A 13848-nucleotide genomic window follows, 5' to 3' on the forward strand; every position below is an offset into this window, starting at 1 on the left:
GAGCTGCCGCAGGCTGCGATCTTTTGATCTGTTTTTAAAATCAAAGTCAAAAGATCGCAGCCTTCGGCAGCTCCTACAGGTGAAGTGTGTCAAGTGAATCACCCCCACAGCCGCCAGACGGGCTGCCGTCACAGCCTGTTTACGGTATACTCGCCGGCTTTCAAAAGTTCGCCAACGAGTGCTGCCCGTCATGGAAATCAACCCGATCCTGAACACCATCAAGGACCTGTCCGAGCGCTCCGAAACTATTCGGGGGTATCTTTGACTACGATCAAAAGCATGAGCGTCTGACTGAAGTCAATCGCGAGCTTGAAGATCCGAGTGTCTGGAACAAACCTGAATACGCCCAGGAGCTGGGCCGCGAGCGTTCGGCGCTGGCGCAGATCGTCGATACCCTCGATGAACTGAACGCCGGCCTGGCCGATTGCCGCGATCTGCTGGACATGGCCGTCGAAGAAAACGACGAAGGCGCAGTGGGCGATGTCGTCGCCGAGCTGGCCCGTCTCGAGGAAAATCTGGCCAAGCTGGAATTCCGCCGCATGTTCAGCCATGAAATGGACCCGAACAACGCCTACCTGGACATCCAGGCCGGTTCCGGCGGCACCGAAGCCCAGGACTGGGCCAACATCCTGCTGCGCATGTACCTGCGCTGGGCGGATAAACGCGGTTTCGACGCCACGATCATGGAACTGTCGGCCGGTGAAGTCGCCGGTATCAAAGGTGCGACCGTGCACATCAAGGGCGAATACGCCTTTGGCTGGCTGCGTACCGAGATCGGCGTGCACCGTCTGGTGCGCAAGAGCCCGTTCGACTCCGGCAACCGTCGCCACACCTCGTTCTCCGCCGTTTTCGTCTCACCAGAGATCGACGACAAGGTGGAAATCGAAATCAACCCGGCAGACTTGCGGATCGACACCTATCGTTCCTCGGGTGCCGGTGGTCAGCACGTAAACACCACCGACTCGGCCGTACGTATCACTCACGTACCGACCAACACCGTGGTCAGCTGCCAGAACGAACGTTCCCAGCACGCCAACAAGGACACCGCCATGAAAATGCTGCGGGCCAAGTTGTACGAGCAGGAAATGCAGAAACGCAACGCCGCGTCGCAAGCGCTGGAAGACACCAAGTCCGACATCGGCTGGGGTCACCAGATTCGCTCGTACGTGCTCGATGCGTCGCGGATCAAGGATCTGCGCACCAACATCGAACGCAGCGACTGCGACAAGGTACTCGACGGCGACATCGACGAATACCTGTATGCCAGCCTGAAATCAGGGCTGTAAAAGACGCAATACAGGGCGACTGATTCACCTCGATCCCTGTAGGAGCCAGCCTGCTGGCGATCCCCGGGCCGCAAGGCCCGGAGGCAATGAACCTGATGGAATATCTAAAGACATGAGCGACCAACAACTCGACCCGCAAGCCCTGCAACAGGAAGAAAACTCCCTGATCGCCCTGCGCAAGGAAAAGCTGGCTGCCGAGCGCGCCAAGGGCAACGCCTTCCCGAACGACTTCCGCCGCGAAAACTACTGCGAAGATCTGCAGAAGAAATACGCGGACAAGACCAAGGAAGAGCTGGCAGAGGCTGCAATCCCGGTCAAGGTTGCCGGTCGCATCATGCTCAACCGTGGCTCGTTCATGGTGATCCAGGACATGACCGGTCGCATCCAGGTCTACGTCAACCGTAAAACCCTGTCGGAAGACACCCTGGCCGCGGTGAAAACCTGGGACATGGGCGACATCATTGCCGCCGAAGGCACCCTGGCGCGTTCCGGCAAGGGCGACCTGTACGTTGAAATGACCCACGTACGTCTGCTGACCAAATCGCTGCGTCCGCTGCCGGACAAGCACCACGGCCTGACCGACACCGAACAGCGCTACCGTCAGCGCTACGTTGACCTGATCGTCAACGACGAAGTGCGCCAGACCTTCCGCGTGCGTTCGCAAGTGATCGCGCACATCCGCAGCTTCCTGATGAAGCGCGACTTCCTCGAAGTCGAAACGCCGATGCTGCAGACCATTCCTGGCGGCGCCGCAGCCAAGCCGTTTGAAACCCACCACAATGCGCTGGACATGGAAATGTTCCTGCGTATCGCCCCGGAGCTTTATCTGAAGCGTCTGGTGGTTGGTGGTTTTGAAAAGGTTTTCGAGATCAACCGCAACTTCCGTAACGAAGGCGTTTCGACTCGTCACAACCCTGAGTTCACCATGTTGGAGTTCTATCAGGCGTACGCCGATTACGAAGACAACATGGACCTGACCGAAGAACTGTTCCGTGAACTGGCGCAGTTGGTTCTGGGCAGCACCGACGTGCCGTACGGCGACAAGGTGTTCCACTTCGGCGAGCCGTTCGTACGCCTGTCGGTGTTCGACTCGATCCTCAAGTACAACCCTGAGCTGACCGCTGATGATCTGAATGACATCGACAAGGCCCGCGCCATCGCCAAGAAGGCCGGTGCCAAGGTGCTGGGCTTCGAAGGTCTGGGCAAGCTGCAGGTGATGATTTTCGAAGAGCTGGTCGAGCACAAGCTGGAACAGCCGCACTTCATCACTCAATACCCGTTCGAAGTGTCGCCGCTGGCCCGTCGCAACGACGACAACCCGAACGTCACTGACCGTTTCGAACTGTTCATCGGTGGCCGTGAAATCGCCAACGCCTACTCCGAGTTGAACGACGCGGAAGACCAGGCCGAGCGCTTCATGGCGCAGGTGGCCGACAAGGACGCCGGCGACGACGAAGCCATGCACTACGACGCCGACTTCGTTCGCGCGCTGGAGTACGGCATGCCGCCAACGGCCGGTGAAGGCATCGGCATCGACCGTCTGGTGATGTTGCTGACCAACTCGCCGTCGATCCGCGATGTGATCCTGTTCCCGCACATGCGACCGCAAGCGTAAACGTTTCAGTTAAAAAGCCGCCTAAAACAGGCGGCTTTTTATTGCCTGTCTGGTACAAATGTATCAATTGGTTAATTTCGCAATAGCAGAGGAAGTTCTGTCGTGATGGGTGCAATAGCTCAAGAGGGTGCAGCGGGTATCGCCACTGCGGTCGCTGAAAGTGTTCAGTACCAGGGTCGCAAGGCCAGCCGACAGGGCAGTGAGCAGCGTCGACAGGACATTCTCGACGCCGCAATGCGCATTGTCGTGCGCGACGGCGTACGTGCGGTGCGCCATAGGGCAGTGGCCGCCGAGGCCGGTGTGCCGCTGTCGGCGACGACCTACTACTTCAAGGACATCGATGACCTGCTCACCGATACCTTCGCCCAATACGTTGAGCGCAGCGCTGAATACATGGCCAAGTTGTGGGTCAACAACGAAGGTTTGCTGCGTGAGATGGTGGTCAGCGGCGACGGCAGCCCGGAGTCGCGCTCGCAATTGGCTGACGATATTGCGCGGCTGATGGCCGATTACGTGCACCGGCAATTGATTAACCGCCGCGAGCATTTGATGGCCGAACAGGCGTTCCGTCAGGAAGCGCTGCTCAATCCGCGCCTGGCGATTCTGGTGCGTTCGCATCAGCAGATTCTGTTGCAGGGCACCTGCCAGTTGTTCCAGGTGCTGGGCTCGCGCGAACCGCAACAGGATGCCAAGGTGTTGACGGCGATTATCGGACGGATGGAATATCAGGGCCTGCTCAACGACGCCGAGCCTTTGGCCGAAGAGGACATGCTCGGCATTCTGACGCGCTACATGCACCTGGTGCTCGCATCGGTCTGACCACAAGATCGTTCCCACGCTCTGCGTGGGAATGCCGCCGGGGACGCTCCGCGTCCCTCCGTCGACATGACGCAGAGCGTCAGTGGATGCATTCCCACGCAGAGCGTGGGAACGATCGATCACCATGAGGGCGGCCAATGTTCATAGGGAGTATTGAATGAAAGCCTGGCGTGGCGTGCTGATCGCCTTGTCGTTCCTGCTGCTCAGTGGCTGTCTGGTGACGTTCAAGGAACCGCTGGCCGCCAGTGAACCGGCGCCCAAAGGCTTGCTCGGCAAATGGTCGAGCACCAATGCCTGGGGTGAGCCGATGAACCTTGAGCTGACGCGCCTGGGCAACGACCGTTATCAGGCGGTCACGTACTTCAGGGCCAAACCCCGCGAGCGCGAAGCCTATCCGTTCACCGTCTCGCGCCACGGCAGCCGCTGGTACCTGTCGGCGAAAGTCCCGGCGCAGTACGGCGGCCACTTCACCATCGCCGGTTTCGAACTCACCGATAAACACGAATTGGTGGTCTACAACCTCGATCTCGAACAGATCAATCAAGCGATCAAGCAAAAAGCCCTCGACGGTCAGGCCTTCCAGACCGACGATGGCGACGGTGTGCAAGTCGACAGCAACCTCGACAAGGTCTTTGCTTACCTCGACGATCCGGCCAATTCCGATGTTTTCGTCGAAGCCGTGCGCTACCAGCGCCAGGCCCGCGCCCAATAATTCATTACGTCAGGTTTTCTACAGGAGTTTCGGGTGGACGATTACCAGCAGACGATACGCATGTTGTCCGACCGCATTGTGCTGGCGCAGACGCCTATCCGTGTCCTCGACGCGGTCAAGTGGGACGAGAACATCCGCAAGGGTTTTCTCAAGGCCAAAGGCAAGGAAATGCCGGCGATCGACCGCGACTACTACCTCAATCGACCACTGAGTTTCGATTCGAGCAAGGTCAAACTGGAATTCCAGAACATCGAGCGCGACATCACCCGCCAGCTCGGCCAGTTCAACCCGGTCGGGCAGATCATGCGGCGCATGTGCAAGGAGTACCGCATGGTCGTGCGCATGCTCGAAGCGCGCGGCACCGAGGATTTCGGTCTGATCTCCCAAGAGCTGTATGGCGCCGCGTCCGATGCGTTCCACGCCGGCGACCCGACCCTGGCCGACCTCGGCCTGATGATGTCCGACTACCTGAACAACATCGATGGCCGTGGCGACTTGAAGGATGAGCCGAAAACCCTCACCGCCAAAGACGCCGTACACCTGCTGCAGACGCGTCTGAACAAGGTTTTTGGCGAGGCCGAGGAAACCATTCGCGTGTTCGAGTCCGACGGCATCGTCGCTGACGCGGCGGCGGGTGCCGACTACATCAAGATCCGCACCGACGCGATGTTCAACGATCGCGACGTGCGCGCGCTGGAAGTCCACGAAGGGCTGGTACATGTGGGCACCACGCTTAACGGCCTGAACCAGCCGATCTGCACCTTCCTGTCGAAAGGCCCGCCGTCGTCGACGGTAACGCAGGAAGGCCTGGCGATTCTGATGGAAATCATCACCTTCGCCTCTTATCCGAGCCGCCTGCGCAAACTGACTAACCGCACCCGCGCCATTCACATGGTCGAGGAGGGCGCCGATTTCTTGCAGATTTTCGAGTTCTTCCGCGAGCAGGGTTTCGAGATGGCGGAAAGTTACGGCAATGCCAGTCGGGTGTTCCGTGGATCGACGCCGACGGGGCTGCCATTCACCAAAGACTTGTCCTATCTCAAGGGCTTTATCATGGTTTACAACTACATTCAGTTGGCCGTGCGTAAGGGCAAGCTTGAGCAGATCCCGCTGTTGTTCTGCGGTAAGACCACGCTGGAAGACATGCGTACCTTGCGCCAGTTGGTGGATGAAGGATTGGTGGTGGCACCTAAATATCTGCCGGATCAGTTCCGCGATTTGAATGCGTTGTCGGCGTGGATGTGCTTCTCCAACTTCCTTAATCACCTGAGCCTGGACCGGATCGAAGCCGACTACTCCAACATCCTTTGAGCAACTGATATTCCCTGTGGGAGCTGGCTTGCCAGCGATTGCAATCTGTCAGTCAATATTGATGCTGGCTAATCCGCCGCCATCGCTGGCAAGCCAGCTCCCACAGGGTTATTCGTTGTTCCCTGAATCGTTTTGCCAATTTCCTTTGCGAGGTTTCACCGGATGAGAATCCTCGGCATTTTCTGCCTGCTCCTGACCCTCGGCGGTTGCAGCTCTTTGTTGTTCTACCCAGAGCCCGGCCAGATATTCACCCCGGAAAAAGCCAAGCTCGAATTCCGCACCGTCACGCTGGTCACCGCCGATGGCCTGAAGCTCAACGCCTGGTGGCTGCCAGCCAAACCCGGTGTCGAGGTCAAGGGCACCGTCCTGCATTTGCACGGCAACGGCGGCAATTTGCCGATGCACCTTGGTGGCAGTTGGTGGTTGCCGAAAAACGGCTATCAAGTGTTGCTGGTGGACTATCGCGGTTATGGCTTGTCCGAGGGCGAACCGAGTTTGCCGGCGATCTATCAGGACATCGACGCCGCGTTCGCCTGGCTCGACAAGGCGCCGGAAGTCAAAGGCAAACCGCTGGTGCTGCTCGGCCAGAGCCTTGGCGGTTCGATGGCAGTGCATTGGCTGGTGCAACATCCGGAGCGGCAGAAGCAGCTGAAAGCGCTGGTGCTCGACGGCGTACCCGCCAGCTATCGCAGCGTCGGCCAATATGCGCTGAGCACCGCGTGGCTGACCTGGCCATTCCAGGTGCCGCTGTCGTGGCTGGTGCCGGACGGCGACAGCGCGATCAATTCGATGCCGCAGCTCAACGGCGTGCCGAAGCTGATCTTCCACAGTCTCGACGATCCGCTGGTACCGCTTTCCAACGGCATCCGCCTATATCAAGCTGCGCCGCCCCCGCGTGTGCTGCAACTGACCCGCGGCGGCCACGTGCAGACCTTCGGCGACCCGGTGTGGCGCCAGGTGATGCTGCGCTACCTCGATGATCCCGAGCATTTCAACGGCCTGCGCCGTCTCGGCGAAATCCCCAATTACCCGACACCCCCGAATTCTGAAGATGAGAGTCCGCAATGACTGAAGAACGCAACGCCATCCCGCTGATCATCACCGGTATCTGCAGCATCCTCGGCACCGTCGGGGCGCTGTGGTACTACGGTTACCTGCACTTCGCCAAACCCGAGGATGCGCTGCTGCTCAACGAATTCACCATGCTCAAGACTGTGCCGGGCGAAGACTACAAAGTCTCGCTGGACCCGGCGCCGCAAGTGGCGCAGTGCATCGATGGCGTGCTGGTGTTGTTTGATACCGAGCAGAAGGGCCTGACCGGCGTACTGATCAACGCCCAGAAAAAAGCCGTGCGCTGCATGGGCGAAGAGACCCCGCAAAAACTCCAGCCATAAACGCAAAAGATCGCAGCCTTCGGCAGCTCCTACAGGAAACGCATTCCAATGTAGGAGCTGCCGAAGGCTGCGATCTTTTGATCTAAAAAAGCCCCGCCTGATCAAGTCAGGCGGGGCTTTCGCGTTACAGCAGGACGCTTAGTTCGAGCTGACAGCCGAACGCGGCACAACCGGCTGGTTGTCGTTGGAAATGGTCACTTCCACACGACGGTTCATCGCACGACCCGACACGCTGCCGTTCTCGGCAACCGGGTATTCCTTGCCGTAGCCCTGGGCAACGATGCGCGCTGGATCAACGCCCATTTTCACCAGAGCAGTACGCACGGAATTGGCGCGACGCTCAGACAGCGTCTGGTTGTGGCTCGCAGTACCGGTGCTGTCGGTGTAACCCTCGACAATCACTTTGCGATCCGGGTTTTCCTGGAGGAACTGCGCCAGTTTGTTGATGTTGACCAGACCGCTGGATTTCAGGTCAGCACGGTCGGTGGCGAACAGTACGTCACCGAAAGTCACCAGCGTACCGCGATCGGTCTGCTTGGCGTTCAGGCTGTCCTGCAGCTGTTTGATCTGCTGGTCACGGGCATCCAGACGCGCTTGAGCACGTTGGGCAGCGGCGTTTTTCAGGTTATTTTCAGCGGTGCGCAGCGCGATGGTCTGTTTGGCCACTTCCACACGCTGGTTGGTCAGGTAGGCCAGTTGGTCAACCTTGGCCGCGTCTTGCTTGTCCAGGTAAGCCTTGTCGGCCTTGTCCAGGTAATCACTGGCGTCTTTGGTTTCCAGCGCTGCGACTTTGCTCGCTTGCGGGTTGGCTTGCAGACCCGAGTAGTTGGTGCGCGCGTTTTCCAGATTCGGGTTAGGTGGGGTCGAGCAGGCAGCCAGAGCGACACTTGCGGCCAGAAGAGCGGGGATCATCAGTTGCTTACGCATAATTTTTCGTCCTTTCTATCGATAAAAGTTTCAGCGTTGCGATCGGGATGCGCGCTTACTGCACAGTGCGCTGACTTTCCTGACGCAGTTCCTGAACACCTTTCTGGGAATCCTTGACAGCCTGTTCGGCTTTCATCGCCTGAGCCTTGCGTTCAGCGACGCGAGCGTCCCATTCGGCTTGCTCGGCGAGGGTGCGCGCTTCTTCATACTTCTTGTCGTGCATGGCGATTTCGGCTTGTTTCAGTTTGTCCTGCGCTTGCTTCATTTCGACCGCCGCGAACTCGGTACCGCCAGCGCTGACTGCGCTGTTGACTGCCGATTGGGTCACGGCGTACTGCTCGGTCGGCGGGTTACCGGCGCAACCGGCCAGTACAAAGCTGGTACCGATTGCCAGGGCAGCCAGTTTCAGACCGCGCAGGTGGGTAAACGAGGTTTGGTTTTTCATGGTCTTCAACTCCATTAGGCATCTCCTGAAAACAACTAAATCCATCCTGGTCGAGGAGCCGAAAGCGTCGTATCCAAGCGCGTTTTTGAAACGCTCGTTCCAGGCGTGGTTACAGCTTCCGACCGGAGGCGTTTTTCAAAAGTTCAGAAAAGATGGCCTATCGCCTAAATAATTTTTGACCGAATGGACAAGGCTCTGGGACGGGAACTTTGGCGGGCTGAAGCGGTACGCGCGGGGGAAAAAAGACGTAATTTTGGAGCTAAATTACAATTCCTGTGGGAGCTGGCTTGCCAGCGATGGGGCCATCAGATTCAACACATCGGCGACTGCACTGACGCCATCGCTGGCAAGCCAGCTCCCACAGGTTTAACGCAATGTCGGGTCAGTGTTTTTGCTTGCCGGCAGCGGCCGAGAGGTCATGCAAATGGCGGCGCGACAGCGCGAGAAACCGTGGCGTAGGCCCGACGTCTTCGTACAGCGGATCACCTTCCTCATCCGTCGCCACCACCGTCGAACCCTTCACATACGGCAGGCTCGCTTCAAACTCTTCAAGGGCGGCGCCGATCAGTTCGCCGAGCAGTTCTTCGGCATGCCGTTTAGGGTACATCTCGGCAATCGCGGCCAGTCGCGCAGCCGCTTCAACGTCCAGATGAATCGTGTAGCCAGTGTCAGTCAGGCGACCTTTGGCGTTTTCTTCCCAATGCTGGGCGAGTTCACGAATTTTCATGATGACCTCATTTCGCACCTGCTCATGGCAGGTCTGGGTGAGTGTCCGCCGGGGCCGGCGGCAAGCCGTTGTACGGCTTACTGTTGAGACTAGCTTTCGCCAACAAGGTTTAAAGTCCCTTCGTCGGCTGCTTGTAAGAAGCGGCGTAGAGCGGCACTCTCTAGGTCATGCACTTGTTTCTAAGCCGTCCGGATTACTGCTGGGGAATTGCTGATGACCGATATTGATGCACGCTTGCGCGAAGACGTTCACCTGCTCGGAGAGCTGTTGGGCAATACGATTCGAGACCAGTACGGCGAGGCGTTCCTCGACAAGATCGAGCAGATTCGCAAGGGCGCCAAGGCCGACCGCCGTGGCTCGATGGACGCTGAACTGAGCGCCAGCCTCAATCAATTGAGCGAGGACGAACTGCTCCCGGTGGCGCGCGCGTTCAACCAGTTTCTCAATCTGGCGAACATCGCCGAGCAGTATCAGTTGATCCATCGGCGCGAAGAGTCGCAGCCGGCGCCGTTCGAGTCCCGCGTGCTGCCTGAGTTGCTCGCGCGTTTGCGCAACGAAGGCCACAGTGCCGAATCGCTGGCGCGGCAACTGGCGCGACTGGAGATCGAACTGGTGCTGACTGCGCACCCGACCGAAGTCGCACGCCGCACGCTGATCCAGAAGTACGACGCGATTGCCGCGCAACTCGCCGCCCAGGATCATCGCGACCTGACCAGCACCGAACGCGAACAGATTCAAAACACCCTGCAACGCTTGATTGCCGAAGCCTGGCACACCGAAGAAATCCGCCGCACACGACCGACGCCGGTCGATGAAGCCAAATGGGGTTTCGCCGTGATCGAGCATTCGCTGTGGCAGGCGATTCCCAACCATATGCGCAAGGCTGACAAGGCCTTGTTTGAAGCGACAGGCCTGCGCTTGCCGCTTGAAGCTGCGCCGATCCGCTTCGCGTCGTGGATGGGTGGCGACCGTGATGGCAACCCTAACGTCACCGCTGCGGTAACCCGCGAAGTGTTGCTGCTGGCGCGCTGGATGGCCGCCGATTTGTACCTGCGTGATGTCGACCATCTCGCCGCCGAATTGTCGATGCAGCAGGCCAGCGAGGCCCTGAAAGCCAAGGCTGGCGACAGCGCCGAACCGTATCGGGCGGTGCTCAAGCAATTGCGCGAACGTCTGCGTGCCACACGTAACTGGGCGCACGCCTCACTGGCGGCGAACACCCCGGCGCCGGCCGATGTGCTGCACAACAATCGCGACCTGCTCGATCCGCTGGAACTGTGTTTCAACTCGCTGCACGAGTGCGGCATGGGCGTGATCGCTGACGGCCCGTTGCTCGATTGCTTGCGCAGGGCGGTAACCTTCGGCCTGTTCCTCGTGCGCCTCGATGTGCGCCAGGATTCGTCACGACACAGCTCGGCGATGACTGAAATCACCGACTACCTCGGTCTCGGTCGCTACGAAGACTGGGACGAAGAGCAACGCATCACCTTCCTGACCCGCGAACTGAGCAATCGTCGGCCGTTGCTGCCCGCGCATTTCAAGCCATCGGCCGACACCGCCGAAGTGCTCAACACCTGCAAGGAAATTGCTGCGGCGCCGGGCGCGTCGCTCGGTTCCTACGTGATCTCCATGGCCGGCGCCGCTTCCGATGTGCTCGCCGTGCAACTATTACTCAAAGAGTCCGGCGTACTGCGACCGATGCGCGTGGTGCCACTGTTCGAAACCCTCGCCGACCTCGATAACGCCGGGCCAGTGATGGAGCGGTTGTTGTTGCTGCCGGGTTACCGCGCACGGCTGCAAGGCCCGCAGGAAGTGATGATCGGCTACTCCGACTCGGCCAAGGACGCCGGCACCACAGCCGCGGCCTGGGCGCAATATCGCGCGCAGGAGCGCCTGGTGGAAATCTGCCGTGAGCAGCAAGTCGAACTGCTGCTGTTCCACGGTCGCGGCGGCACCGTAGGCCGTGGCGGCGGCCCGGCGCACGCGGCGATTCTGTCGCAGCCACCGGGTTCGGTGGCGGGGCGTTTCCGTACCACCGAGCAGGGGGAAATGATTCGATTCAAATTCGGCCTGCCGGACATTGCCGAGCAAAACCTCAATCTGTATCTGGCGGCGGTGCTTGAAGCGACCTTGCTGCCACCACCGCCACCGACCCCGGAATGGCGCCATCTGATGGATGAATTGGCGGCTGACGGTGTCAGCGCCTATCGCCAGGTGGTGCGAGAGAATCCGCAGTTCGTAGAGTATTTCCGTCAGTCCACACCGGAGCAGGAGTTGGGTCGTTTGCCGCTCGGTAGCCGTCCGGCAAAACGTCGCGCGGGCGGTATCGAGAGTCTGCGAGCAATTCCGTGGATCTTCGGCTGGACGCAAACGCGGCTGATGCTGCCGGCGTGGCTCGGCTGGGAGTCGGCGTTGAGCAAAGCGCTGGAACGCGGCGAGGGCGAGTTGCTCGGGCAGATGCGCGAGCAGTGGCCGTTCTTCCGCACGCGTATCGATATGTTGGAAATGGTCCTGGCCAAGGCTGACGCGGATATTGCGCTGTCCTACGATCAGCGTCTGGTCGAGCCGGACTTGCTGCCGTTGGGTGCGCAGTTACGCGACCTATTGTCGCAGGCGTGCGCGGTGGTGCTTGGTCTGACTGGCCAGTCGCAGCTGCTGGCACATAGCCCGGACACCCTCGAATTCATCCGTTTGCGCAACACCTACCTCGACCCGCTGCATCTATTGCAGGCCGAGTTGCTGGCGCGTTCGCGGCAGCAGGAGGTCGAGCAGGGCAGCCCGGTGGAACAGGCGCTGCTGGTGTCTGTGGCGGGGATTGCCGCCGGTTTGCGTAACACCGGCTAAGGTTTCTGTCGTGGCGCGCGGCACCGGTCACAAACGCCGAATGCCGCTTTGCCTGCCCGGCGAAAGTGCCGTCAGGCGACAGTTAATGATGGGGTTGCGACTTGGGTTACCGCGTCGCGAGGTCGCGGGGGGCGTCGGTTTCTCCGACTTTTGGCGTCTTGTGTGGGCGCAGCCTGCTGTGTATCTTGATCAGCCTTTGGCCGTTTGTGCGGCCACGACCCGTATTTTCAGGATTCGTCCCAAGAGGCGAATCCTTTGTTTTGTAAAAGCTTTTTATAAAAAAATTGAGGAGCACATCTAATGCGCGTCATTCTGCTGGGAGCTCCCGGGGCCGGTAAAGGTACTCAGGCTAAGTTCATCACCGAAAAATTCGGCATTCCACAAATTTCCACTGGCGACATGCTGCGTGCAGCGGTCAAGGCCGGTACTCCACTGGGCGTGCAAGCCAAGAGCATCATGGATGCCGGCGGCCTGGTGTCGGATGACCTGATCATCGCACTGGTTCAGGACCGTATCGCTCAGCCAGACTGCGCCAACGGTTTCCTGTTCGACGGCTTCCCGCGCACCATTCCGCAGGCTGAAGCACTGGTCACCGCCGGTGTCGAGCTGGACGCTGTGGTTGAAATCGCTGTTGAAGACGAAGAAATCGTTCAACGCATCGCCGGCCGTCGTGTTCACGAAGCCAGTGGCCGCGTTTACCACATCGTCTACAACCCGCCGAAAATCGCTGGCAAAGACGACATCACCGGCGAAGAGCTGGTACAGCGCAAGGACGACACCGAAGAAACCGTGCGTCATCGCCTGTCGGTCTACCATTCGCAGACCAAGCCGCTGGTGGAGTTCTATCAGAGCCTGTCCGCGAAAAACGCTGGCAAGCCGAAGTACAGCCACATCCCGGGCGTTGGTTCGGTCGATGCGATCACCGCCAAGGTGCTGGCAGCGCTGAGCTGAAAAGTCTGAATCGCAGCATCATCCACGGCCCGCTTGCGGGCCGTAGTTGTTTATACTGACGCACTTTTTCCCACCCCTGTTTTGGAAACATCGATGAGCACCTTGCTGGCCCTGGACACCGCGACTGAAGCTTGCTCCGTTGCCTTGCTGCATGACGGCAAGGTCACGAGCCATTACGAGGTGATCCCGCGCCTGCACGCGCAGAAGCTGTTGCCGATGATTCAGCAACTGCTGGCCGACGCCGGCACTACGTTGCAGGCGGTCGATGCGATCGCTTTCGGTCGCGGGCCGGGCGCGTTTACCGGTGTGCGGATTGCCATTGGTGTAGTGCAGGGGCTGGCATTTGCGCTGGAACGGCCGGTGTTGCCGGTGTCCAACCTGGCGGTGCTGGCGCAGCGCGCGTTGCGTGAGCATGGCGTGAGCCAGGTCGCGGCGGCCATCGATGCGCGCATGGATGAAGTGTATTGGGGCTGCTACCGCGAGACGGCGGGGGAGATGCGCCTTGTTGGCGCTGAAGCGGTGCTGCCGCCGGAAGCGGCGGCGTTGCCGGCGGATGCCAGTGGCAAGTGGTTCGGTGCCGGCACCGGTTGGGGTTATGCCGAGCGCATCGCCGTCCAACTGACGGGCTCCGACGCCGGCATGCTGCCCCACGCCGAAGACCTGCTGACCCTGGCGCGCTTCGCCTGGGAACGCGGCGAATCGATCCCGGCGGACGACGCACAACCGGTTTACCTGCGCGACAAAGTCGCCACCCCCAAAGCTCGATAGTCCATCCGGAAATTCCCTCTGGTGAGGGGTTTTTTGTGGCTAAGGGGTT

General features: G+C 59.7%; 13 protein-coding genes. 10 read left to right on the forward strand and 3 right to left on the reverse strand.

The genetic code is table 11. The features are described 5' to 3' along the window. The first annotated feature begins 190 nt into the window (after nucleotides 1-190). The 7 genes from prfB to PMI37_RS04100 all read left to right on the forward strand — a co-directional run bounded on the left by prfB (nucleotide 191) and on the right by PMI37_RS04100 (nucleotide 7137). Nucleotides 191-1286, forward strand: a protein-coding gene (prfB, locus tag PMI37_RS31655) for a peptide chain release factor 2 (RefSeq protein ID WP_102358477.1) whose coding sequence is annotated in 2 segments (ribosomal slippage) — nucleotides 191-262 and nucleotides 264-1286 — 1095 coding nt in all. Because the reading frame shifts where the segments join, the coding sequence is not laid out codon by codon here. Nucleotides 1287-1398: 112 nt separating this feature from the next. Next, nucleotides 1399-2901: a lysine--tRNA ligase gene (gene lysS / locus PMI37_RS04075; RefSeq protein ID WP_008078360.1), complete on the forward strand. Its 1503-nt coding sequence runs from the start codon at nucleotides 1399-1401 to the stop codon at nucleotides 2899-2901. A 105-nt stretch (nucleotides 2902-3006) separates the two neighbouring features. Further along, nucleotides 3007-3720, forward strand: coding sequence for a TetR/AcrR family transcriptional regulator (locus PMI37_RS04080; protein WP_008078361.1), 714 nt, complete (start codon nucleotides 3007-3009; stop codon nucleotides 3718-3720). Between the two features lie 157 nt (nucleotides 3721-3877). Then, nucleotides 3878-4432: a hypothetical protein gene (locus tag PMI37_RS04085; protein WP_008078362.1), complete on the forward strand. Its 555-nt coding sequence runs from the start codon at nucleotides 3878-3880 to the stop codon at nucleotides 4430-4432. A gap of 60 nt (nucleotides 4433-4492) precedes the next feature. Continuing rightward, nucleotides 4493-5743: a flavohemoglobin expression-modulating QEGLA motif protein gene (locus PMI37_RS04090; protein ID WP_177323295.1), complete on the forward strand. Its 1251-nt coding sequence runs from the start codon at nucleotides 4493-4495 to the stop codon at nucleotides 5741-5743. A 162-nt stretch (nucleotides 5744-5905) separates the two neighbouring features. Further along, nucleotides 5906-6811 carry an alpha/beta hydrolase gene (locus PMI37_RS04095; RefSeq protein ID WP_008078365.1) on the forward strand — a complete coding sequence of 302 codons (906 nt, stop codon included), beginning with the start codon at nucleotides 5906-5908 and terminating at the stop codon, nucleotides 6809-6811. Further along, nucleotides 6808-7137, forward strand: a complete 330-nt coding sequence (locus tag PMI37_RS04100) for a hypothetical protein (protein WP_008078367.1) — start codon at nucleotides 6808-6810, stop codon at nucleotides 7135-7137. The genes PMI37_RS04095 and PMI37_RS04100 overlap by 4 nt, the downstream gene beginning before the upstream one ends. A 138-nt stretch (nucleotides 7138-7275) precedes the next feature. On the opposite strand, the gene PMI37_RS04105 is transcribed toward PMI37_RS04100, so the two are convergent. From PMI37_RS04105 to PMI37_RS04115, 3 genes are all read right to left on the reverse strand, one after another. Beyond that, nucleotides 7276-8064, reverse strand: coding sequence for an OmpA family protein (locus tag PMI37_RS04105; RefSeq protein WP_008078369.1), 789 nt, complete (start codon nucleotides 8062-8064; stop codon nucleotides 7276-7278). A 55-nt stretch (nucleotides 8065-8119) separates the two neighbouring features. Further along, nucleotides 8120-8524, reverse strand: coding sequence for a DUF4398 domain-containing protein (locus tag PMI37_RS04110; RefSeq protein ID WP_008078371.1), 405 nt, complete (start codon nucleotides 8522-8524; stop codon nucleotides 8120-8122). 367 nt (nucleotides 8525-8891) lie between these two features. Continuing rightward, complete coding sequence (locus PMI37_RS04115; RefSeq protein ID WP_008078374.1) at nucleotides 8892-9236, reverse strand: hypothetical protein; 345 nt, start codon at nucleotides 9234-9236, stop codon at nucleotides 8892-8894. 213 nt (nucleotides 9237-9449) lie between these two features. Here PMI37_RS04115 and ppc point away from each other — a divergent pair, with 213 nt between their 5' ends. The 3 genes from ppc (at nucleotide 9450) to tsaB (ending at nucleotide 13799) form a co-directional block, all read left to right on the forward strand. After that, on the forward strand, nucleotides 9450-12080 hold the full coding sequence (ppc, locus tag PMI37_RS04120; RefSeq protein WP_008078376.1) for a phosphoenolpyruvate carboxylase: 2631 nt from the start codon (nucleotides 9450-9452) through the stop codon (nucleotides 12078-12080). A 300-nt stretch (nucleotides 12081-12380) separates the two neighbouring features. Beyond that, a complete protein-coding gene (gene adk, locus PMI37_RS04130; protein ID WP_008078383.1) occupies nucleotides 12381-13031 on the forward strand; it encodes an adenylate kinase in 651 nt (216 codons plus the stop codon). A 93-nt stretch (nucleotides 13032-13124) separates the two neighbouring features. After that, nucleotides 13125-13799, forward strand: coding sequence for a tRNA (adenosine(37)-N6)-threonylcarbamoyltransferase complex dimerization subunit type 1 TsaB (gene tsaB, locus PMI37_RS04135; RefSeq protein ID WP_008078385.1), 675 nt, complete (start codon nucleotides 13125-13127; stop codon nucleotides 13797-13799). Nucleotides 13800-13848: the final 49 nt, after the last annotated feature.

This window comes from Pseudomonas sp. GM80, from assembly GCF_000282515.1.
Lineage (GTDB): Bacteria > Pseudomonadota > Gammaproteobacteria > Pseudomonadales > Pseudomonadaceae > Aquipseudomonas.